This is a genomic window from Cellulomonas sp. Y8, assembly GCF_008033115.1.
Taxonomy (GTDB): Bacteria; Actinomycetota; Actinomycetes; order Actinomycetales; family Cellulomonadaceae; genus Cellulomonas.
Map to the genome: position 1 here is coordinate 1,332,186 of NZ_CP041203.1, position 21,675 is coordinate 1,353,860.

Sequence of the window (21,675 nt, forward strand, 5' to 3'; positions counted from 1 at the left end):
TGCCTGCCGACGTGGGGCCGGTCCGGCGCGGGGAGCGGCCGGGCGGTCGGACGTCGGGCGGGCGGGACGTCACGGCGCGGGGCGGTGACGGGTTCGGTGCGCCGCGGTCGGCGGCGCGGGGGGCGCCGCGGTGGGCGGCGCCGGTGCTCCGCCGACGCCGGGCCGGGCCTCCGAACGCGGACCCCTGCCGACCCCCGGGGGGCGGCTCAGGCCTGCGTGCGCAGCACGACGGGCGTCGACGGATGCCGACTACTCGCGGTGTCGTCCATCGCGTCCACCTCCTCGCCGTCGTGCGGGTCGGGCCGGTCGGCCCCGCAGGCACCCTAGACCCGGTCCGGTGCGGTGCCAACCCCGTGTGACCGAGGTCGCCCGGTGGGCCGCGAGGACGGCCGGGAGGTGGTCCCGGCGTGCTCCCCGGGGCTGTGGACGACGGGCGGGGAGGGTCGGTGCCCGCCGCTAGGGTGGACGGCGTGACGCAGGCATGGGACGACGAGTGGCCGCTGCCGGACGAGCCGCCGTACGACCCGGCCGAGGAGCCGCCGTACGACCCCGGGCACGCCGCGCGCGGGTCCGCGCCCGCCGGGGGACCGGCCCGCTCCGGAGGCACCGCTCCGCGCCCCGACGACCGCTCGGCCGCCGCGCACGGCGACCCCGCCGCGGCCCGCCCGGTCGCGCACCCCGCGCACGACGCGACCACCGGCCGCGCGCCGCTCGAGGTGCTGCAGGAGGTCTGGGGCTACGACGCGTTCCGCGGCGAGCAGGCGGACATCATCGACACCGTGGTCGGCGGCGGCGACGCCCTCGTGCTCATGCCGACCGGCGGCGGCAAGTCGCTCTGCTACCAGGTGCCGGCCCTCGTCCGGGCCGGGACCGGCGTGGTGGTGTCCCCGCTGATCGCGCTCATGCAGGACCAGGTCGACGCCCTGTCCGCGCTCGGCGTGCGGGCCGGCTTCCTCAACTCGACGCAGGACCTGGGCCAGCGCCGGGACGTGGAGCGCGCGCTGCTGGAGGGCGAGCTCGACCTGCTCTACCTGGCGCCCGAGCGGCTCCGGGTGCCCGAGACCATGGCGCTGCTCGACCGGGCGGCGATCAGCCTGTTCGCGATCGACGAGGCGCACTGCGTGTCCCAGTGGGGCCACGACTTCCGCCCGGACTACCTGGGCCTGTCGGTGCTGCACGAGCGCTGGCCCGGCGTCCCCCGGATCGCCCTGACCGCGACCGCCACGGCCGCCACCCGCACCGAGATCGCCGAGCGGCTCGAGCTGACCGACGCCCGGCAGTTCGTCGCGTCGTTCGACCGCCCGAACATCCAGTACCGCATCGCGCCCAAGGCGAGCCCGCGCCAGCAGCTGCTCGACCTCATCCGGTCCGAGCACGCCGGCGACTCCGGGATCGTCTACTGCCTGTCGCGGAACTCCGTCGAGCAGACCGCCGAGTTCCTGTCGTCCCAGGGCGTGCCCGCGCTGCCGTACCACGCGGGCCTCGACCGCCAGGTCCGCGCCCGGAACCAGTCCCGGTTCCTGCGCGAGGACGGCCTCGTCATGGTCGCGACCATCGCGTTCGGCATGGGCATCGACAAGCCGGACGTGCGGTTCGTCGCACACCTCGACCTGCCGAAGTCCGTCGAGGGCTACTACCAGGAGACGGGCCGCGCCGGCCGCGACGGCCTGCCGTCGACCGCGTGGCTCGCCTACGGCCTGCAGGACGTCGTGCAGCAGCGGCGGATGATCGACACCTCCGAGGGCGACGCCCAGCACCGCCGGCGGCTGTCCGCGCACCTGGACGCGATGCTCGCGCTGTGCGAGACGGTCACCTGCCGCCGGGTGCAGCTGCTCGCGTACTTCGGCCAGGACGCGGAGCCGTGCGGCAACTGCGACACCTGCCTGTCGCCCCCGACCACCTGGGACGGCACCGTCCCCGCGCAGAAGCTGCTGTCGACCGTCGTGCGGCTGGAGCGCGAGCGGAACCAGCACTACGGCGCCGGGCACCTCGTCGACATCCTGCTCGGCAAGCGCACCTCGCGGATCGAGCAGCTCGGCCACACCGAGCTGTCGACCTTCGGCCTCGGCGCCGACCTGTCCGACGCGCAGTGGCGCGGCGTCGTGCGGCAGCTCCTCGCGCAGGGCCTGCTCGCGGTCGACGCGGACGGCTACGGGACGCTCCGGCTGACCCCGGCGAGCGCCGAGGTGCTGCGCGGCGACCGCCCGGTGCCGCTCCGGGAGGAGACGCGCACGACGCGGTCGCGGTCCCGGTCGGGCTCCGGCGCGGGGTCGGGCGCGGGCGCGCGGCCGCGGCGGCGCAGGCGGCCGCCGAGCTCGGCGACGACGCGGCGGCGGTGTTCCAGCGGCTGCGCACCTGGCGGCGGGCCACGGCGGCGAAGGAGCAGGGCGTGCCCGCGTACGTCGTGTTCCACGACGCGACCCTGCGCGAGATCGCGACCGCCCGGCCCGCGGACCTGGACGCGCTGTCCCGGATCGGCGGCGTCGGCGCGGCCAAGCTCGAGAGGTACGGACCCGGCGTCATCGCGACGCTGGAGGGCCGTGAGCCCCCGACGGCGGAGGAGGTCGCGCGCGACGCGGCGTCCGTCGGGCTGTTCGCGGACGACGACGACCGGGCCACGGGCGGGCCGGGCGGAGGCGCCGACGCCTGATGCTGGCCGTCCTCTCGGCGCTGGGCACGATCGCGGTCGTCGTCGCAGCGGGCTGGTTCGTCGGCCGCACCGGAGTGCTCGGCGAGAACGCCCAGCGGGTCCTCGCCGCCACCGCGTTCACGGTCGCCACGCCCGCGCTGCTGATCGAGACGATCGGCCGGGCGGACCTCGGGCTGCTCCTGTCGCGGTCGGCGCTGGTCACGTTCGCGACGACGACGGTCGTGGCGCTGGTCGCGGCGGCGGTGCTCGGGCTGGTCCGGCGGCGGTCGTCCGGGGACGTGGTCGTCGGCGTGCTGGCCTCGTCCTACGTCAACGCCGGGAACATCGGCATCCCGCTGACCGCGTACCTGCTCGGCAGCGTGGTGTCCGTGGTGCCGCCGACGCTCTACCAGCAGCTCGTGCTCGGGCCCATCGCGATGGTGGTGCTCGACGCCCGGCGCCGGGCCCGCGACGGGGTGGTCGCCGGGACCGCGCCCGCCGGGGCGCTGGGGACGCTGCGCTCCGTGCTCCGGCGCACGCTGCGGAACCCGGTGATCATCGGCACGCTCACCGGCATCGCGCTGGCCGCGCTGCCGTTCTCGCTGCCGGCCGTGGTGTTCCAGCCGCTCGAGCTGCTGGGCGCGGCGGCCCCGCCGCTCGCGCTGCTGACGTTCGGGATGTCGCTCGCGGTCCCGCGGGTCGGCGGCGAGCAGGCGCCCCGGGGCGACGTCGCGCTGGTCGCCGTGCTGCGGGCCGTCGTGCACCCGGCGCTCGCGATCGGGCTGGGGACGCTGCTGGGCCTGCGCGGCGACGCGCTGCTGGCGGTGGCGGTGGTGTCGGCGCTCCCGACGGCGCAGAACGTGCTGGTGTACGCGATCCAGTACCGGCAGGGCACCTCGCTCGCCCGGGACGCGGGCCTGGTGACGACGGTCCTGGCGGTGCCGTCGCTCCTGGTGATCGCGGCGGTCCTGGGCTGACCGCGCGGCTGGTGCCCGCGACTCACTGAGGACCGGCGGGTCGTCGCGAGGTCGGTGGTTCCGCGCGAGATCGGTGGCTGCAACCACCGATCTCGGCCCGAACCACCGACCTCGGCGCCAGCGCTGCTCCCAGATAGGACCGCGGGAGCGCGGGAGCGGTTCGGGCGGCGCGGGACGGCCCGGGGCCGCCGCGTCGGCTCGGGCGGTCCCGCGGCCGACGCGGCGGCCCCGGGCCAGCGCGGGTCAGCGAGCGGCGTCGGCGCGGGCGACCGCGGCGTCCAGGGCCGCCAGGTACCCGTCCGGGGCCTCGCGGCGGATGTTGTGCCCCGCGTCCGGGAACGCGACGTGGGTCAGCCGGTCGCCGAGCAGCTCCGCCGCCCGCGCCGCCTGACGGTCCGTGACGACCCCCAGCCCCGGACCCGCGGTCAGCAGCGTGACCGGCACCCGGACGTCCGCGAGCGCCTCGACCCAGTCCCGGCCGAGCCAGTCGTGCGGGACCTCGGCGAGCCGCGGGTCGACCCGCGCCTTCGCCTCGGCCCAGCCGAGGACCTCCTCCTCGGACCACCGCGGGTTGTCGAGCCGGCCGCGCGCGGCGATCTGCTCGACGGAGCGGCCCTGGACGGCGGCGATCGCCGGGGCGAGCCAGTCCGGGACGCCGCCCGCCGCACCGCCGTCGCGCGCCGCGTCCTGCGCTCCATCTGGCCCGGCGGCGTCGCCCGCGGCACCGGCGACCCCGACCACCGACCCGTCCGCTCCGGGCGCGTCCACGCCGTCGGCCTCCGCGGTCCGCCACGCCGGGTCCTCGAGCACCAGGCCCGCCACGAGCTCGGGCGCAGCGAGCGCCAGCTCCTCCGCCGTCACCCCGCCCATCGAGTGCCCGACGACGAGCGCCGGCCCGAGGTCGAGCGCCCGCAGCGCCTCGGCGGCGTCGGCCGCGAGCGCGGCGACCGTGAACGGCTCGTCCGGCAGCGGCGTGCCGCCGTGGCCGCGGGCGTCCAGCGCGACGACCGCCCGGCCGTCGCCCGCGTACCGCGGCAGGACGGTCGGCCAGCACGTCGACGCGTCGGTGAGCCCGTGCAGCAGCACGACCGGCACCGGCCGTGCGCTCACCGGCGGGCGGTCCCGTCGACGGCGTGCGGCTCGATCGCCGCGATCTCCTCGGCCGTCAGCGGCTCGGCCCGGAGGGCGGCGACGTTGTCCTCGAGCTGGGCCACCGACGACGCCCCGATGAGCGCCGACGTGACCCTCTGGTCGCGCAGCACCCAGGACAGCGCGAGCTGCGCGAGCGACTGCCCCCGCGCCTCGGCGATCGCGTTCAGCGCCCGCGCGCGCGCCAGGTAGGTGTCGCCGATCTGCTCGGGCGACAGGAACCGGCTGGTCGCGGCGCGCGAGTCCGCCGGCACGTCGCCCGACAGGTACCGGCCGGTGAGCAGCCCCTGCGCGAGCGGCGAGAACACGATCATCCCGATGCCGAGGTCGCCGACCGCGTCCAGCAGCGACTCCGTCTCCCCCTCGGCGACCTGCTCGACGTGCCGGTTGAACATCGAGTACGACGGCTGGTGGATGAGCAGCGGGGTGCCGAGGTCGCCGAGGATCCGCGCGGCCTCGCGGGTGGCCGACGGGGAGTAGTTCGAGATTCCCGCGTACAGCGCCTTGCCGCTGGTCACCGCCGTGTGCAGCGCGCCCATCGTCTCCTCGAGCGGGACGGACGGGTCCGGCCGGTGCGAGTAGAAGACGTCGACGTAGTCCAGGCCGAGCCGGCGCAGCGACTGGTCGAGCGAGGACAGCAGGTACTTGCGGGAGCCGCCGTCGCCGTACGGGCCGGGCCACATGTCGTAGCCGGCCTTGGACGAGATGACGAGCTCGTCACGGTACGGGCCGAGGTCCTGCACCAGGTGCCGGCCGAAGTTCTCCTCCGCCGAGCCGTACGGCGGGCCGTAGTTGTTCGCGAGGTCGAAGTGCGTGATGCCGAGGTCGAACGCCCGGCGGAGGACCGCGCGCTGCGTCTCCAGCGGGTTGACGTCGCCGAAGTTGTGCCACAGGCCCAGCGACAGGGCGGGCAGGTCGAGCCCGCTGCGCCCGGTGCGGCGGTAGGGCATCGCGTCGTACCGGTCGTCGGCGGCACGGTAGACAGGCATCGTCGGCATCGTCGTCCTCTCGGGGGAGCGGGGCGCTCGCCCCACCAGCCCCACGCTAGCCCCCGCCGCCGACGTCCACGCAGGTCGGGGCGCCGGGCGTCGAACCCCCGCCCGGCCGGTGAGAGGATCACCGGCGTGCTGCACGTCGTGTTCTTCGAGCCCCGCATCCCCGGCAACACCGGCAACGCCATCCGGCTGGCCGCCGCCACCGGGGCGACGCTGCACCTGGTGGAGCCGCTCGGCTTCGTCATGGACGAGCCCCGGCTGAAGCGCGCCGGGCTGGACTACCACGACCTCGCGCACGTCGTCGTGCACCCCGACCTGGACGCCTGCACGGCCGCCCTCGCCGGGTCCCGCGTGTTCGCGTTCACCACGCACACCGAGCGCCGGTACACCGACGTCGCGTACCGGGACGGGGACGTGCTGATGTTCGGCCCCGAGCCGACCGGCCTGCCGCCCGAGGCGCTGGAGCACCCGGCGGTCACCGACCTGCTGCGCATCCCGATGCAGCCCGGCCGCCGGTCCCTCAACCTCACGAACGCCGCATCCACGGCTGTCTACGAGGCCTGGCGGCAACTAGGCTTCCCGGGCGGGATCTGACGGGTCGCCCGATCCGGTCTCACCCACCGGACCCCGCCGTGCGAGGAGGCACAGGCTTCGGCATGCTCGCGCGTCGTCGTGCCGTCGTCCGAGGGAGTCCCCGTGGCCATCAGCAACCGCAGCGTGCTGCGCCGGAAGTCCGTGGAGGACTCGCTGGCGTCGGTCGAGGACCCGGAACGGTCCCTCAAGCGCTCGCTCACGGCCTGGGACCTCGCGGTCCTCGGCGTCGCCGTCGCCGTCGGCGCGGGCATCTTCTCCGTCGGCGCGACCGCCGCGGCGAACTACGCCGGGCCCGGCGTGATCATCTCGTTCCTCATCGCCTCGGTCGTCTGCGCGCTGGCGATCATGTGCTACGCCGAGTTCGCGTCGACGCTGCCCGTCGCCGGGTCGGCGTACACGTTCTCCTACGCCACCGCGGGCGAGCTCGTCGCGTGGATCATCGGCTGGGACCTCATCCTCGAGATGCTGCTGGCCGCCGCCGTGATCGCGAAGTTCTGGGGCGTGTACCTCTCGGACGCGTTCGGGCTGTTCGGCATCGACGTGCTGACGACGCTGGAGCTGGGCCCGGTCGACCTCGACTGGGGCCCCGTGCTGGTCGTCGCGGTGTTCACCGCGCTGCTCGCCGTCGGCACCAAGCTCAGCACCCGCGTGAACAGCATCTTCACGATCATCAAGGTCGCGATCACGCTGTTCGTCATCGTCGCCGGATTCTTCTACGTGCGCGCCGAGAACTACTCGCCGTTCATCCCGCCGTCGCAGCCCGCGGAGTCGGCGTCCGGCCTGGAGCAGCCGCTGTTCGGCTTCCTGTCCGGCTTCGACCCGTCGCAGTACGGCGTCATGGGCATCCTGTCCGGCGCGGCGCTGGTGTTCTTCGCGTTCATCGGCTTCGACGTCGTGGCGACCACGGCCGAGGAGACCAAGAACCCGCAGCGCGCCGTGCCCCGCGGCGTCCTCGGCGGTCTGGCCATCGTCACCGTGCTCTACATCCTGGTCACCGTCGTGGTCACCGGCATGGTGTCGTACACCGAGCTCGCCGCGTCCGACTCGCCCTCGCTGACCACCGCGTTCGTCCTGGTCGGCGCGGACTGGGCGGGCAAGGTGATCTCGATCGGCATCCTCATCGGGTTGACGTCCGTGATCATGGTGCTGCTGCTCGGCCTCACGCGGATCGTGTTCGCGATGAGCCGCGACGGCCTGCTCCCCCGCGGCATCTCGCGCACCTCGCACAAGTACAAGACCCCGATCCGGCTGCAGGTCGGCGTCGGCATCATCGTCGCCCTCATCGCCGGCCTCTCCGAGGTCGAGCGCCTCGAGGAGATGATCAACATCGGCACCCTGTCGGCGTTCGTGCTGGTGAGCTTCGGCATCCCGATCCTGCGCCGCACCCGCCCCGACCTGGAGCGCGGGTTCCGCGTGCCGTGGTCGCCGGTGCTGCCGATCCTGGCCGGCGTCGCCTGCCTGTGGCTGATGACCAACCTGACGGTGCTCACCTGGGTCCGGTTCGCGGCCTGGCTGGCCGTCGGCCTCGCGATCTACGCCGTGTACTCGTACCGGCACTCGCGGGTCGGCAGGGGCGAGGCGCCCGACCCCGCCGACGACCTGCCCGCCCCCGCCGGCGGGCACTGACCCCGGCACGCGCGGACGCGAGGACCGGCACGATGGCGTCGCTCGCCGACCGGCCGCGGTTCCACGCCGAGTCCGTCGAGGACTGGCGGGCGTGGCTCGCGGAGCACCACGCCACCTCGGACGGCGTGTGGCTGGTCCGCTGGAAGCCGGCGTCCGGGCGGCCGACCTTCGGCTACGAGGAGATGGTCGCGGAGGCGCTGGCGGTCGGCTGGATCGACGGCCAGGCCTGGGCGCCCGACGCGGACAGCACCCGGCAGTGGTTCGCGCCCCGGCGACGCGGGAGCGGCTGGTCCCGGCTGAGCAAGGAGCGGGTGGCGCGGCTGGAGGCGGCCGGGCGGATGGGGCCGGCCGGCGCGGCCGTGGTCGCCGCCGCGCGTGCCGACGGCTCGTGGACGCTGCTCGACGACGTCGAGGACCTGGTCGTCCCGCCGGACCTCGCGGCCGCGCTCGAGGCTCTGCCGGGGGCGCGGCCGCACTGGGACGGGTTCCCGGCGAGCACCCGCAAGGTGATGCTGCGGTGGCTGGTCGACGCCCGGCGCCCCGAGACGCGGGCGGCGCGGGTGGCCGAGGTGGCGGCGCGGGCGGCGGAGGGCGTGCCGGCGAGGCGGTGACGCCGCCCGGGTCACCCTCGCGGGACGCCCTGGCGCACGCGCTCCGCGAGCGCCTCGTACGTCGAGCCGGGCCCCTCCCAGCGCGACTCGACGAACCAGGTCGCACCCGCCTCGGCGAGCGCCGCGGCCCGGTCCTGCGCCTCGGCCGGGTCCTCGGGCAGGACGCCCTGCAGGACGATCTCGTAGGGGCCGGCGTCGGGGGCCCGGTGCTCGCGCACCCACGCGGCGATCTCGGCGACCTCCGCCGGGCCGAGCTCGTCCATCGCGCGGTCGCCGCGCAGCTGCGGGACCAGGCCGTCGTACCGCACCGCCCGCCCCATGGACCGCTCGCTGGGGTAGGCGCCGACGACCCAGATCGGCACGCGGGGGCGCTGCACCGGCCGCGGCCGGAACCGCAGGTCGGTGACCCGGTGGTGCGTGCCCTGGTAGGAGAACGTCTCCCCGCGGAACGCCAGGTCGAGGATCGCGAGGTGGTCGTCGAGCAGCTCGGCGCGCTCGCGCGTGCTCGTGAGCTCGCCCTCGACGCCCGCGAACGCGCGGTCGATTGGCACGCCCAGGCCCGCGGGGATCACGAGGCGGCCGCCCGAGAGGTGGTCGACGGTCAGCGCCTGCCGCGCGACGACCCACGGCCGGCGCCGCGGCAGCGCGAACACCAGCGCGCCCAGCGTGATCCGCTCGGTGCGGACGGCGGCGGCCGCGAGCACCGCCCACGGGTCCCACACGTCGCCGTCGACCCCGATGTCGACCCCGTCCCACGTGAAGTAGCCGTCCCAGCCCGCGCCCTCCGCCTCGGCCGCCAGGCCGACCAGCTGGTCGACCGTGCCGAACGTCTCGACGATGCCGAACCTCATCGCGTCCTCCTCGCCGCCGTGCCCGCACGTGCCCCCACGTGCCCACCCGTCCGCCGACCGTGGTGCTGCGTGCGCCACGGTACCGACGACCTCCGACACGGCCTCCTCCCGGCCCGGCGGCGCGTCGGCGCGGGGCCGACGTACCGTGACGGTGCCCCGCCCGCCCGCGCCACCTGGAGCCGCCCGTGTTCACCACCCGCCCCGAGCTCGTCGGCACGCACGGCATGGTCGCCTCGACGCACTGGCTCGCCAGCGCCGTCGGGCAGTCCGTCCTCGAGCGGGGCGGCAACGCGTTCGACGCGGCCGCGGCGGCCGGTTTCACGCTGCAGGTGGTCGAGCCGCACCTGAACGGCCCGGGCGGCGACGCGCCGATCATCGGGCACCGGGCCGGGGACGGGCACACGTTCGTCGTCTGCGGCCAGGGCACGGCGCCCGCGGCGGCGACGATCGAGGCGTACACCGACGAGGGGCTCGACGTCGTCCCGGGCACCGGGCACCTCGCGGCGGTCGTCCCGGGCGCGTTCGGCGCGTGGCTCGACCTGCTGGCGCGGTACGGCACCCTGCCGCTCGCCGACGTCCTCTCCCCCGCGATCGGCTACGCCCGCGACGGCTACCCGCTCGTGCCCGCGGCGGTGCGCACGATCCGGACCGTCGAGCGGCTGTTCGCCGAGCACTGGCCGACGTCCGCCGAGGTGTACCTGCCCGGCGGCGCCGCGCCCGAGGCGGGCGCCCGGTTCCGGAACCCGGCGCTCGCGGACACCTACGAGCGGGTGCTCGCCGAGGCGCGCGCCGCGGGCGGGGACCGGCTGGCGCAGATCGAGGCGGCGCGGCGGGCGTTCTACGAGGGGTTCGTGGCGGAGGCGATGGCCGCGTTCGTGCGGGAGCCGGTCCTCGACTCCTCCGGCTCGGCGCACGCGGGGCTCCTGACGGCCGACGACCTCGCGGCCTGGCGGGCCACCGAGGAGCCGACCGTCGCCGTCGACTTCGCGGGCGTGCAGGTGCACAAGACCGCGGCCTGGGGTCAGGGACCGGTCCTGCTGCAGCAGCTGCGGATGCTCGAGGAGCTCGGCGTCGCCGACGCGGACCTCGGGTCGGCGGAGCTGGTGCACACCGCGCTCGAGGTGACGCACCTGGCGTTCGCGGACCGGGAGGCCTGGTACGGCGACCCGGCGGACGGCGACGTGCCGATCGACGCGCTGCTGTCGCGGTCGTACGCGGCGGAGCGGGCGCGGCTGGTCGGGCCGGCGGCGTCGGACGGGGTGCGGCCCGGGTCGCCGGCCGGCCGCGCGCCTCGGCTGGCCGCGCTGTTCGGGGCGCCGTCCACCGGCGCGGACGGCGCCCCGGTGTGGCCCGGGCGGTACGAGGATTCCGCGGGCGGGCCGGCGCTGGGGACCGGCGAGCCGACGCGGGGTCCGGCGGAGGCGCCGGTGGACGCGGCCGCCGTCGACGGGCCCGCGCTCGACGTCCGCCCGTCCGGGGAGACCCGGGGCGACACCTGCCACGTTGACGTCGTCGACCGCTGGGGGAACATGGTGTCGGCGACCCCGTCGGGCGGCTGGCTGCAGAGCTCGCCGGTCGTGCCCGGCCTCGGGTTCGGGCTGCCGACCCGCGCGCAGATGTTCTGGCTCGAGCCCGGGCTGCCGTCCTCGCTCGCGCCGGGCCGCCGGCCGCGGACGACGCTGAGCCCGGGCCTCGTGCTCCGCGACGGCGGCGGGTTCGCGTTCGGCACCCCCGGCGGCGACCAGCAGGACCAGTGGACGATCCCGTTCCTGCTGCACCACCTGATCGGCGGGCTGGACCTGCAGGCGGCGATCGACGCCCCGGGGTGGCACTCCACGCACGTGCCGTCGTCGTTCCACCCGCGCACGAGCACGCGGCGGGGCGTCGAGGCGGAGTCGCGGCTCGGGGCCGACGTGCTCGCGGAGCTGGGCCGTCGCGGGCACGTGGTGCGGGACGCGGGGCCGTGGAGCCTCGGCCGCGTCAGCGCGGCGGGCGTCCGGCCGGACGGCCTGCTGCACGCCGGCGCCAACCCGCGCGGCATGCAGGGCTACGCCGCGGGCCGCTGACCTCTCTCACCCGCCGTTCCATCCCGGACGCCACGCCGCTGCCGCCGACAGTGGAACGTCGTGACGGACACGCCGTCGGCGTGTCGGTCACGACGTTCCACTGTCGGGGCCGCCGGGAGGACGTGCCGGCGACGCCGGTGATCACCCTCACATCACCCGGGGAACAAGTTGCCCAGCGCAACCGTTGTGATAGTTTGCCTGCTGCAACCAATGAAAGAGGTCCCCGCCGTGCCCAGCACCCCCGCCTACCGCGTGCTCATCGACGCGATCGCGCGTCTGCAGCGCGTGCAGCGCGAGGTCGGCACCGAGCTGGCGCGCGACCTCGACTGCCCTCGCGCCGCCCTCAGCCTGCTCTGGCTGCTGGACAAGGTCGGCGAGCTGGGCATCGGCGACGTGGCGCAGCACCTGCACGTCGACATCTCGGTCGCGAGCCGGCAGGCCAGCCAGCTGGTCGAGTCGGGCTACGCCGAGCGCAGCACCCCGGACGCGCCGGGCACCGACCGCCGCGTCCGCACGGTCCGGCTCACCGAGCGCGGCAGGGCGTTCACGGCCGACACCAAGGTCGCGATGGACGCGCGGGCCGCCGAGGCGTTCAGCGCCTGGACGCCCGCCGAGCTGGCCGAGGCGTCCGCGGTCCTCGAGCGGATCGCGGACACGATGGCCGAGTTCGGCACGCGCCCCGCCGCAGACCCGGCCCCGACGGGCACCCCGGCCGACGACCCCCGCGCGCCGGCGCTCGCCGCCGCGGCGACCTGACCCACCCCGGTCGGTGCGCAGCCGCGCGCACCGGCCCCCGCAGCACGCGACCGCACCGGCCGCGCCGCACCACCACCACGTCCGCCGACGGCGCCGGGCACCGCATCCCAGGGCGAAAGCAGAGTTCACGCATGAGCAGCACCACCCGGGCCGAGAGCCCGACCGTCGACCGCGGGCCCGCGCCCGCGATGAACCACCGGCAGGTGATGGAGGCCCTCTCCGGCATCCTGCTCGGCATGTTCGTGTCCATCCTGGCCACGAGCGTCGTGTCGAGCTCCCTGCCGAAGATCGTCAGCGACCTCAAGGGGTCGCAGTCGTCCTACACCTGGGTCGTCACCGCGACCCTCCTCACCACCACGATCACCACCCCGATCTGGGGCAAGCTCGCCGACCTGGTGAACCGCAAGCTCCTCATCCAGATCGCGCTGGTCATCTCCGTGCTGTCGTCCGCGGCGGCCGGCTTCTCGCAGACCGTCGGCTTCCTCATCAGCATGCGCGCCCTGCAGGGCATCGGCGCCGGCGGCCTCACCGCCCTCGCCACGGTCCTGATGGCCGACATCCTCAGCCCCCGCGAGCGCGGCCGGTACATGGGCCTCATGGGCGGCATCATGGGCATCGGCATGGTCGGCGGCCCGCTGCTCGGCGGCGTCATCACCGACAGCCTGTCCTGGCACTGGAACTTCTTCGTCGGGCTGCCGTTCGCGGTCGCCGCGATCATCGTGCTGCAGCGCACGCTGCACCTGCCGCAGATGGCCCGCAAGGTCGTGCGGATCGACTACTGGGGCGCCGCGCTCATCTCCGTGGGCATCGCCTCGCTGCTGCTCTGGGTCACCTTCGCCGGCGACAAGTTCGACTGGCTGTCGTGGCAGACCGGCGTCATGGTGATCGGCGCCCTCGCGGTGCTGGCGATCGCCGTCCTGGTCGAGAACAAGGTCGCGGACCCGATCATCCCGATGCACCTGTTCAAGAACCGCACCGTCGTCCTGTCCGTCATCGCCTCGGTCGCGGTCGGCGTGGCGATGTTCGGCACCTCGGTGTTCCTCAGCCAGTACATGCAGGTGGCGCGCGGCAAGACCCCGACGCAGTCCGGCCTGCTGACGATCCCGATGATCCTCGGCCTGTTCCTGTCGTCGACGATCGCCGGTCGGTTCATCACCAAGTACGGCCGCTACAAGGGCTTCATGATCGCGGGCGGCGTGCTGCTGACCGGCGGCCTGGCCCTGATGGGCACCATCCGGTACGACACCAGCTTCGTCCTGGTCGGCCTGTTCATGTTCATCATGGGCGCCGGCGTCGGCATGCTGATGCAGAACCTGGTCCTCGCGGTGCAGAACATCCTGGACGTCTCCGAGACCGGCTCCGGCACGGCGACCGTGGCGTTCTTCCGCACCCTCGGCGGCGCGATCGGCGTCTCGGCCCTCGGCGCGGTGCTCGGCAACCGGATCACCGGCTACCTCACCGACGGCCTGGTGTCCGCGGGCATCGACCCCGCCGCGCTCGGCGGCGGCACCACCTCGGTGCCGGACGTCTCCACGCTGCCGGAGCCGGTCAAGACGATCGTCGAGTCGTCCTACGGCCACGGCATCGCGGACCTGTTCCTCATCGCGGTCCCGCTGGGCGTCGTCGCCCTGATCGCCGTGCTGTTCCTCAAGGAGGTGCCGCTCGGCCGCCGGTCCGGCGTCGAGCAGCTGCTCGACCAGGAGCAGACCGGCGAGGCCGTCCTGGCCGAGGCCGGCACCCCCGGCGCCCAGCAGGCGGTCGGCCTGCAGGCCGAGGCCGAGCTGACGGACGCCCAGCAGGGCACCCCGGCCCACCGGGCCTGACCACCGCGGGTCCGCCTCGCGTCGTCCACAATGGGTCGGTGGACACCCCGACCGACCCCGTCGCGCGCATCGAGTCCGAGCTCGGGCTGCTGCTCCGCCGTGCGCGCGCCTCGGCCGAGCGCCTCGCCCGCGAGGTGCACCCCGACCTCGAGCCCTCGGCGTACCCGCTGCTGGTGCGCATCGAGCGGGAACCCGACGTCCGGGCCAGCGAGCTCGCCGAGCACATCGGCGTCGGCCGCGGCACGATGTCGCGGCAGCTCGGGCGACTGGAGCAGCTCGGGCTCATCGAGCGCCGGCCCGACCCCGACGACTCGCGCGGGCAGCTCATCCGCGTGACGGCCGAGGGCGCGCGCCGGGTGGACGCGGCGCGGGTCGCGCGGCGGGCCTACCTGTCCGCCGCGCTGGGGACGTGGGCGGCCGAGGACCAGGGGCTGCTGGCGGACCAGCTCCACCGGCTGAACGAGTCGCTGGCGGCGACGCCGCCGCGGGAGCAGCCGAGGTCCTGACGGCGCGCCCCCGCGACGGCGCGGAGGCCTCAGACCGCGCGGCTGAGCGCCCAGGTGCTCCGGCGCCGGGCGATCGCCGCGACCGCGTCCACCCGCCCCGGCGACCAGCGCACCGGCATCGCGGCGAACACGTCCGGCACGTCCGCGTCCGGCAGCACCAGCGCGTCGTAGGGCGACGGGGCCAGCACCTCGACGGTGCCGTGCACGACCAGCACGCCCCGCACGGCGACCGGCGACCCGACGGCGGCACGCAGCAGCGAGCCCGCGCGGGCGGCCGTCAGCCGCACGTCGCGCAGGTCGGCGACGCCGCGACCGTCCGCGGACAGGTGCCGGGAGTCCAGCACCAGCCGCTCCGGCCCGGACGCGGCGGCGGGCCGCTCGGCGACGGCGAACGCCCCGGGCGGGCCGATCAGCAGGTGGGCGACCACCGAGCCCTGCCGGCCGACGGGGACGTCGTGCAGCACGTGCCACCCGTCCAGCATCAGCCGGTCCAGGCGGTCGCAGAGGCTCTCGCGGGCGCCCCGCGGCTCGGCGTCGGGGCGCGGGCTCACGAGGTCGTCGGCGCGGTGCCGGCCGCGGCGCGCCGGGGCGTCCGCGGTGTCGTCGGCCGGGGCCTCCTCGCACGCGTCCCGGCGGGCGCGCCGGCCCCGGGGACGCGGCTCCGGCTCCGGCTGCGGCTCGTCCTCCGGGAGCACGTCGGCGGTCGGGACGACCAGCTCGGGCACGTCGGCGCGCAGGTAGGCCTGCGCGGCGCCGCGCACGGCCTGCTCCAGGCCCTCGCCCTCGAGGGCGGCAGCGTCGGCCTCCACGGCCACCTGGCCGGTGGCGAGGTCGACGCTGCCGAGGGGCGCGCCGGTCTCGGCCGTGACGTACAGCCGGTCGGCGCCGTAGCGGCGCCACCGGCGGACGATCAGGGCCTGTTCCACCTCCGGGATATCGGCAGCAGACCGCTTTCCCTGAAGCATCGGCGCTCCCCTCCCCCACACGGGGGGCAGCCTACTTCGGGTCGAAGGTCAGACTCACCGAGTTCATGCAGTAGCGGTCACCCGTCGGCGTCTGCGGCGCGTCGTCGAACACGTGCCCGAGGTGCGACCCGCACTTCGCGCAGCGCACCTCCGTGCGCACCATGCCCAGGCTGCGGTCCTCGATCAGGTCGACCTTGTCGCCCGCCAGCGGGGAGAAGAAGCTCGGCCACCCGCAGTGGGAGTCGAACTTGGTCTCGGACCGGAACAGCTCGTTGCCGCAGGCGCGACAGCGGTACACGCCCTCGCGCTCCTCGTCGAGCAGCTTGCCGGTCCACGGGCGCTCGGTCCCGGCCAGGCGCAGCACCTGGAACTCGGCGGGGTCCAGCTCGACCCGCCACTGCGACTCGTCCTTGGTGACCTCGTAGGTCTTGTCCGCCATCGCGGTGCTCCTCTCGCCGGCGCGGACGCCCCGCCCGGTGCGGCCGGGGCTGGTCCGCCGGCAGCAGAACACGGATGCGGGGCGCGGTGTTCCACCACGGTGCCCGGACGCGCGACCGCCCGCGACCGGAGGCCGGTCGCGGGCGGAGGTGCCGTAGGTCGCGGCGGCGGCTACTGCTGCGCGCCGCCGCCCGAGCGGCCGCGGCCGCCGCGGCGGCGACGGGCGCCGCCCTGACCCTCCGCACCCGCACCCGCGCCGCCGGCCTGGCCGGCGCCGCGCGACCGGCCCGCGCCGCCCGAGCGCGCGCCCGCGGGGGCACCGCCCCGGCCGCCGTACGAGCCGGTGGACGGCGCGTCGCCGCCCGAGGTCCACGCGACCATCGAGCCGCCGAGCACCGGGACGCTGCGCCCGCGGTCGGACCGGCCGCGGCCGCCGGACGCCGGCGCGGAGGAGCCCCCGCCCTGGCGCGCCGGGCGCGCACCGCCGGCCGGGGCGCCCGCACCGCGGCCGGAGCGCTGCCCGCCCTCGGCCGGGCGCGAGCCCGCGGCGGCCGGGCGCGAGCCCGCGCCGCCGCCGCGACGACCGCGGCCGCCCGACGCGCCGGCACCGCCGGACGCCGCGGCGCCCGACGTCCCCCGGCCACCCGAGCCGCCCCGCGACCGGGACGGCTGCGCGGGCGCCGCGACCGGCGCCGGCGCGACGTGCGCCGCCACCTCGCCGACGAGCGCCGCGACCACGGGCGACCCCGGCGCGACGCGCTGCGGGGTCGCGGTGATCTTCGCCTTGCGGGTGAGGTCGCGGACGTCGCCGGCCTGCTCGGGCAGCATCACGGTGACGACGTCGCCGCCGGAGCCCGCGCGGGCGGTGCGGCCGGAGCGGTGCAGATACGCCTTGTGCTCGGCCGGCGGGTCGACGTGCACGACGAGCTCGACGTCGTCGACGTGGATGCCGCGCGCCGCGATGTCCGTCGCGACCAGGACCTTGACCTCGCCCGAGGTGAACGCCGCGAGGTTCCGCTCGCGGGCGCCCTGACCGAGGTTGCCCTGGAGGTCGACCGCGGGGATGCCGTCCTGGGTGAGCTGCTTCGCGAGCTTCTTGGCCTGGTGCTTGGTGCGCGTGAACAGCACGCGGCGGCCGGTGCCGGAGGCGAGCTCGCGGACGACCTCCTTCTTCGCGTCGGCGTCCGCGACCGCGAGCACGTGGTGCGTCATGGTCGACACCGGCGCGACCTCGGGGTCGACCGAGTGCGTCGTCGGCTTGTCGAGGTACCGCTTGACGAGGGTGTCGACCCCGTTGTCGAGCGTCGCCGAGAACAGCAAACGCTGACCGCCGCGCGGGGTCTTGTCGAGCAGCCGCTTCACGACCGGCAGGAACCCGAGGTCGGCCATGTGGTCCGCCTCGTCGAGCACGGTGATCTCCACCGCGTCGAGCGAGCACAGGCCCTGCTTGATGAGGTCCTCGAGCCGGCCGGGGCAGGCGACGAGGATGTCGATGCCGCCGTTCAGCGCGCTGACCTGGCGGCTCTGCGCGACGCCGCCGAACACGGTGGTCGACGACAGGCGGGCCGTGGCCGCGAGCGGCTCGATGGTGGCGTGGATCTGGGTGGCGAGCTCGCGGGTCGGCGCGAGGATCAGCGCGCGCGGGCGGGCCTTGGCGCGCTGGGACTTCGAGTCCGCGAGGCGCGTCACGACCGGCAGCGAGAACGCGATCGTCTTGCCGGAGCCGGTGCGGCCGCGGCCGAGCACGTCGCGCCCGGCGAGCGTGTCGGGCAGCGTGGCGGTCTGGATGGGGAACGGCTCGGTGATCCCGCGCTGCGCGAGGGACTGCGCGAGAGCGGCGGGCACACCGAGGTCGGTGAAGCGAGGCATGAAGGGGCGCCTTTCCGGCGGTGGTCGGGGGTCCGCGGCCGCTGCGCGCGGGGCGGCGACCGGCGCCGGCGGCTCGGTCAGGCGAGCTTCTGCTGGCGGCGCAGGGCGCCCTGCGTGCGCAGGACGTAGGAGAACAGCTCGTCCGTCTCCCGGTCGGAGGTCTCCACGAACCGGCAGCCGTAGTGCGTCCCGGAGCGCGAGGGCTGGGCACGGACGACGACCGCCTGCAGCCAGAACGCGGCGGACAGCTCGGGGAAGACGAACCTCACCTCGCTGCCCAGGGGCAGCTCGGTCTGGCTCATCATACGCATCCCGTGCGCGGAGACGTCGAGGACGGTGAAGACGAACGGGACCTCTTCCGCCTCGCCGTCGACCTCCACGGCCTCCGCCGCGGGGCCCGCCCCGTGCTCGTGGCCGTGCTCGTGCTCCTCCCGCACCGCCGCGAGCCGCGCGAAGCCCTGCACCTCGACGTGCACCGCCACCCGCGCGACCGCGCGCTTCTGCAGCGTCGACAGCAGCTCGACCCCGACGAACGCGACCGTGTCCGCCGTGATGCGCGCGACCTCGCCCTGGTACACGCACTCGCCGCGCGCGTCGTCGAGCACCCGGAGCAGGTAGACGTCGCCCTCGGCGACCCCGCGCACGATCCCCTCGAAGCCCGCCCAGAGCACGCCGTCCTCGAAGGTGCGGACGTAGCCGCTGAGGACGGCGTGGCCGTCGTGCTCGACCGAGCAGAGCGCGAGCTCGTGCATGCAGGCAGATCCGTCCGAGGGGGGTGATCAGGGCGTGGGCGGGGCGACGTTACCCCGAGGCAGGACGCGCGCACGTGCTCCGAACGGGTGGGGATCCGTGTCGCGACAGCTTCTCACCCGCTGCGGGCGCACCCGCCCGGCACCCTCGGGCAAATCCGACGTACCGCCACAACGAGGATCTTCTCGCCATTTCCGGCAACGGGCCCTTACCCTCGGCCCGAGACCGGTGCGGACCCGCGCCGGCCCGACCCTCCGAGCATTCGAGGCTGAGCTGGCTACCCCGACCCGGCGCTGGCCCCTGACCCGGTACTTCGCCGTCGTCAGTGTCGTCGCCATGCTCGCGCTCGGCGCCGCGCTCGTGTGGGTCACCGGCAACGTCATGCGCGAGCAGGCCCAGCGTGACGGGATCGCCCTGGCCCGCAGCATCGAGTCGTACGCCTCGTCGTCCGTGCCCGAGGAGGCGTTCACCGTCGGCGTGCTCGCGCCCGAGCAGGCCACCGCCGTCTCGGAGCAGGTCGCCGGCTTCCGCGAGCTGCGCCGGCTGCGGCTGTGGACCGTGGACTCGACGCTGCTGTACGACTCGCAGGCCGACGCCACCGGGTTCCCCGACGGCGAGCGGCTCGACGCCGCGGTCCGGCAGCGCGAGCCCGACGCGCGGGTCGTCACCGAGGTCCGGGGCGAGGAGTTCGGCGGCTCGGAGTCGACGCTGCTCGACGTGTACGTCCCCGTGCGGCACGACGGCGTCGTGGTCGGCGCGGCCGAGGTGATGCTCGACTACCAGGGCACGACCGACGCGGTCACCAGCGCGACCCGCACCGTGACCCTCGTCGTCGTCGGCGGGCTGGCGCTGCTGTGGGTGCTGCTGTTCCGCACCGTGTGGAACGCGTCGCGCCGGCTGCAGTCCTCCGCCCTGGAGAACGCCCGGCTGGCGCTGATCGACTCGCTCACCGGGCTGCCGAACCGCCGGATGCTGGGCGACAAGCTCGAGCGGTCGATCGCCGACGCCGAGGCCGCCGGGACGACGGTCGGGCTGGCGCTGCTCGACGTCGACCGGTTCAAGGACATCAACGACTCGCTCGGCCACGACCGCGGCGACGAGCTGCTCGAGCAGGTCGCCCAGCGGCTGCGGGGCGCGCTGCGCGAGCACGACATGGTGGCGCGGCTCGGCGGGGACGAGTTCGCCATCGTGCTCACCGACGTCCGCTCGGTCGCCGACGCGGACGCCGCCGCCCGCCGGGTGCGCCAGCTGTTCGTGCCGCCGTTCATGCTCGGCGACCTCGCCCTGCACGTCGACACCTCGATCGGCGTGGCCTGCCTGCCCGACCACGCCGACGACGCCTCGTCGCTCATGCGGATGGCCGACGTCGCCATGTACACCGCCAAGACGCACCGGCTCGGGGTGTCCGTGTACTCGCCGGAGGAGGACGACTCCTCCCCCGCCCGCCTGGTCCTGCTCGGCGACCTGCACCGCGCGCTCGGCGTCGACGACGAGCTGGAGCTGCACTACCAGCCGAAGATCGACCTGCGCACCGGCCGCACGGTCGGGCTGGAGGCGCTCATGCGCTGGCGGCACCCCACCCGCGGGATGCTGCCGCCCGACCTGTTCGTGCCGCTCGCCGAGCAGTCCGGCCTCATCCACGACCTCACCCGGTACGCCCTGCGCGTCGCGGTCGCCCAGCTCGCCGCCTGGCGCACCCAGGGGGACCCCGTGCCGGTCGCCGTGAACCTGTCCGCGCACGACGTCACCTCGCACGCGGTCGTCGAGGTCATCGAGGACCTGCTCGCCCGGCACGACGTCCCGCCGGAGCTGCTCGAGGCCGAGATCACCGAGACCGCCCTGGTCAGCGACCCGTCGCGCGTCGTCCCCGTGCTGCAGCGGCTGGGCGACACCGGCGTCCGGGTCTCGATCGACGACTTCGGCATCGGCAACACGTCGATCTCCCAGCTGCGCGACCTGCCCGTCCACGGCCTGAAGATCGACCGGCTGTTCGTCGCCGACCTCACCACCCGCGGCGGCGAGGGCTCCGAGGTCATCGTCAAGGCGATGGTCGACCTGGCGCACTCGTTCGGGCTCCAGGTGGTCGCCGAGGGCGTCGAGGACACCACCACCGCCGAGCTGCTGCGCCGGCTGACGGTCGACCAGGCCCAGGGCTACCTCTACTCCCCCGCGGTCGCGCCGGACCGGCTGCGGCCCGAGGACCTGCCGCGTGACCCCGCCGCGCGACACGCCGTCACGTGACTTCACTCCAGAAACGGGCAGAACGCCTCAAGGTGCGTCACCATTCGTCCGATAGGCCCTGGTAACACCCGTTCCGATCACCCGTGAGGATGACCACCCGGATGGACGAGCTGCTCCGCGAGATGATCACGCCCCCGCCGCCGCGGCGGGACCCGGCGCGGCGCCGCCGCCTGGTCGCGACCGTCGGGATCCTCGGCATGGCCGCGCTCGGCATGACCTCCCTGGTGACCTCCGCGATCTTCACGGACAACGACGACGCCGGGCGCTCCGGCATCATCACCGGTTCCGTCGACATCGAGGCCGGCGAGGACGCCGCGTTCACGCTGCCGCCCGGCAACCTGGCGCCCGGTGACGAGATCTTCAGCCCGGTGACCGTCACCAACGCGGGCTCTCTCGCGCTGGACTACCGCGTGCAGTACGCCGCGACGAGCGACGAGAGCGGGCTCGCGGGCGCCCTCTCCCTCGCCGTGTTCGCCGGCGTGCCGTCGTGCGACGCGGACGGCGTCGCCGGCGTCGCCCCGATCAGCGAGCCCGCCGACGGCCTGTCGGGCTCCGCGACCGACCTCGTCGTGACGGAGCGTCCGCTGATCTCTGCACAGGCGGAGGACCTGTGCATCCGCGTCTCGATCCCGCTGGACCTCGGGAACGAGTTCCAGGAGAAGCGTGCCGATCTCACGCTGACCTTCCTCGCCGAGCAGGCCGACGACCCGCACCGCACGTCCTGACCCGCCGGAGGCGCTGAGACGCAGATGAGCAGGAGGCCGGCCCCCGCGGTCGAGCGCCGGGCACCCCACCCGGAGCGACCGCGGCACGCCACCCCCCGGACGAG

The 21,675-nt window shown here is 75.3% G+C and carries 17 protein-coding genes and 1 pseudogene; 11 read left to right on the top strand and 7 right to left on the bottom strand.

Going from position 1 to position 21,675, the window contains the following annotated elements:
• Positions 1–470 precede the first annotated feature (470 nt).
• Together recQ and FKM96_RS05910 are read left to right on the top strand one after the other, a co-directional pair.
• Positions 471–2,539 (top strand): annotated as a pseudogene (gene recQ / locus FKM96_RS05905) (DNA helicase RecQ); the annotation flags it as partial.
• A 110-nt stretch (positions 2,540–2,649) separates the two neighbouring features.
• On the top strand, positions 2,650–3,606 hold the full coding sequence (locus FKM96_RS05910; protein WP_147794447.1) for an AEC family transporter: 957 nt from the start codon (positions 2,650–2,652) through the stop codon (positions 3,604–3,606).
• Positions 3,607–3,849: 243 nt separating this feature from the next.
• Here FKM96_RS05910 and FKM96_RS05915 read toward each other — a convergent pair whose 3' ends face one another.
• Both FKM96_RS05915 and mgrA read right to left on the bottom strand, forming a co-directional pair.
• Positions 3,850–4,716, bottom strand: coding sequence for an alpha/beta fold hydrolase (locus tag FKM96_RS05915; protein WP_147794448.1), 867 nt, complete (start codon positions 4,714–4,716; stop codon positions 3,850–3,852).
• Positions 4,713–5,753 (bottom strand): L-glyceraldehyde 3-phosphate reductase, encoded by a 1,041-nt coding sequence (gene mgrA, locus FKM96_RS05920; protein WP_147794449.1) that lies wholly within the window; start codon positions 5,751–5,753, stop codon positions 4,713–4,715. The genes FKM96_RS05915 and mgrA overlap by 4 nt, the downstream gene beginning before the upstream one ends.
• A 126-nt stretch (positions 5,754–5,879) precedes the next feature.
• On the opposite strand from mgrA, the gene FKM96_RS05925 reads away from it, so the two are divergent.
• The 3 genes from FKM96_RS05925 (at position 5,880) to FKM96_RS05935 (ending at position 8,581) form a co-directional block, all read left to right on the top strand.
• A complete protein-coding gene (locus FKM96_RS05925; RefSeq protein ID WP_147794450.1) occupies positions 5,880–6,344 on the top strand; it encodes a tRNA (cytidine(34)-2'-O)-methyltransferase in 465 nt (154 codons plus the stop codon).
• Between the two features lie 102 nt (positions 6,345–6,446).
• Positions 6,447–7,970, top strand: a complete 1,524-nt coding sequence (locus FKM96_RS05930) for an APC family permease (protein ID WP_246855223.1) — start codon at positions 6,447–6,449, stop codon at positions 7,968–7,970.
• Positions 7,971–8,002: 32 nt separating this feature from the next.
• Positions 8,003–8,581: a YdeI family protein gene (locus tag FKM96_RS05935; RefSeq protein ID WP_147794451.1), complete on the top strand. Its 579-nt coding sequence runs from the start codon at positions 8,003–8,005 to the stop codon at positions 8,579–8,581.
• A gap of 11 nt (positions 8,582–8,592) precedes the next feature.
• Here FKM96_RS05935 and FKM96_RS05940 read toward each other — a convergent pair whose 3' ends face one another.
• The gene (locus FKM96_RS05940) at positions 8,593–9,432 is read right to left on the bottom strand and encodes an LLM class flavin-dependent oxidoreductase (RefSeq protein WP_147794452.1); all 840 of its coding nucleotides are present in this window, start codon (positions 9,430–9,432) and stop codon (positions 8,593–8,595) included.
• A gap of 224 nt (positions 9,433–9,656) precedes the next feature.
• Here FKM96_RS05940 and FKM96_RS05945 point away from each other — a divergent pair, with 224 nt between their 5' ends.
• From FKM96_RS05945 to FKM96_RS05960, 4 genes are all read left to right on the top strand, one after another.
• A complete protein-coding gene (locus tag FKM96_RS05945; protein ID WP_210417428.1) occupies positions 9,657–11,498 on the top strand; it encodes a gamma-glutamyltransferase family protein in 1,842 nt (613 codons plus the stop codon).
• Positions 11,499–11,726: 228 nt separating this feature from the next.
• A complete protein-coding gene (locus FKM96_RS05950) occupies positions 11,727–12,254 on the top strand; it encodes a MarR family winged helix-turn-helix transcriptional regulator (RefSeq protein ID WP_147794454.1) in 528 nt (175 codons plus the stop codon).
• A gap of 131 nt (positions 12,255–12,385) precedes the next feature.
• Positions 12,386–14,077, top strand: coding sequence for an MFS transporter (locus FKM96_RS05955; protein WP_147794455.1), 1,692 nt, complete (start codon positions 12,386–12,388; stop codon positions 14,075–14,077).
• Between the two features lie 38 nt (positions 14,078–14,115).
• Positions 14,116–14,583, top strand: coding sequence for a MarR family winged helix-turn-helix transcriptional regulator (locus FKM96_RS05960; RefSeq protein ID WP_210417375.1), 468 nt, complete (start codon positions 14,116–14,118; stop codon positions 14,581–14,583).
• Between the two features lie 29 nt (positions 14,584–14,612).
• On the opposite strand, the gene FKM96_RS05965 is transcribed toward FKM96_RS05960, so the two are convergent.
• The 4 genes from FKM96_RS05965 to FKM96_RS05980 form a co-directional block, all read right to left on the bottom strand.
• Complete coding sequence (locus FKM96_RS05965; RefSeq protein ID WP_147794456.1) at positions 14,613–15,509, bottom strand: NERD domain-containing protein; 897 nt, start codon at positions 15,507–15,509, stop codon at positions 14,613–14,615.
• Between the two features lie 70 nt (positions 15,510–15,579).
• Entirely contained in the window at positions 15,580–15,987 is a 408-nt protein-coding gene (gene msrB / locus FKM96_RS05970; RefSeq protein WP_147794457.1) for a peptide-methionine (R)-S-oxide reductase MsrB, read from the bottom strand.
• Between the two features lie 170 nt (positions 15,988–16,157).
• Complete coding sequence (locus FKM96_RS05975; RefSeq protein ID WP_147794458.1) at positions 16,158–17,855, bottom strand: DEAD/DEAH box helicase; 1,698 nt, start codon at positions 17,853–17,855, stop codon at positions 16,158–16,160.
• A gap of 77 nt (positions 17,856–17,932) precedes the next feature.
• Positions 17,933–18,607: a PilZ domain-containing protein gene (locus FKM96_RS05980; RefSeq protein WP_147794459.1), complete on the bottom strand. Its 675-nt coding sequence runs from the start codon at positions 18,605–18,607 to the stop codon at positions 17,933–17,935.
• Positions 18,608–18,833: 226 nt separating this feature from the next.
• Here FKM96_RS05980 and FKM96_RS05985 point away from each other — a divergent pair, with 226 nt between their 5' ends.
• Positions 18,834–20,846, top strand: coding sequence for a bifunctional diguanylate cyclase/phosphodiesterase (locus FKM96_RS05985; protein ID WP_246855224.1), 2,013 nt, complete (start codon positions 18,834–18,836; stop codon positions 20,844–20,846).
• A gap of 101 nt (positions 20,847–20,947) precedes the next feature.
• Entirely contained in the window at positions 20,948–21,571 is a 624-nt protein-coding gene (locus FKM96_RS05990; protein WP_147794460.1) for a hypothetical protein, read from the top strand.
• The last annotated feature ends 104 nt before the right edge of the window (positions 21,572–21,675 follow it).

What these genes read in the sequence shown, in the direction of transcription:
- mgrA (WP_147794449.1), bottom strand. Translation starts at nt 5,753, where the DNA reads ATGCCGACGATGCCTGTCTACCGTGCCGCCGACGACCGGTACGACGCG.
- FKM96_RS05940 (WP_147794452.1), bottom strand. Translation starts at nt 9,432, where the DNA reads ATGAGGTTCGGCATCGTCGAGACGTTCGGCACGGTCGACCAGCTGGTC.
- msrB (WP_147794457.1), bottom strand. Translation starts at nt 15,987, where the DNA reads ATGGCGGACAAGACCTACGAGGTCACCAAGGACGAGTCGCAGTGGCGG.
- FKM96_RS05935 (WP_147794451.1), top strand. Translation starts at nt 8,003, where the DNA reads ATGGCGTCGCTCGCCGACCGGCCGCGGTTCCACGCCGAGTCCGTCGAG.
- FKM96_RS05980 (WP_147794459.1), bottom strand. Translation starts at nt 18,607, where the DNA reads ATGCACGAGCTCGCGCTCTGCTCGGTCGAGCACGACGGCCACGCCGTC.
- FKM96_RS05975 (WP_147794458.1), bottom strand. Translation starts at nt 17,855, where the DNA reads ATGCCTCGCTTCACCGACCTCGGTGTGCCCGCCGCTCTCGCGCAGTCC.
- FKM96_RS05945 (WP_210417428.1), top strand. Translation starts at nt 9,657, where the DNA reads ATGGTCGCCTCGACGCACTGGCTCGCCAGCGCCGTCGGGCAGTCCGTC.
- FKM96_RS05910 (WP_147794447.1), top strand. Translation starts at nt 2,650, where the DNA reads ATGCTGGCCGTCCTCTCGGCGCTGGGCACGATCGCGGTCGTCGTCGCA.
- FKM96_RS05990 (WP_147794460.1), top strand. Translation starts at nt 20,948, where the DNA reads ATGGACGAGCTGCTCCGCGAGATGATCACGCCCCCGCCGCCGCGGCGG.
- FKM96_RS05955 (WP_147794455.1), top strand. Translation starts at nt 12,386, where the DNA reads ATGAGCAGCACCACCCGGGCCGAGAGCCCGACCGTCGACCGCGGGCCC.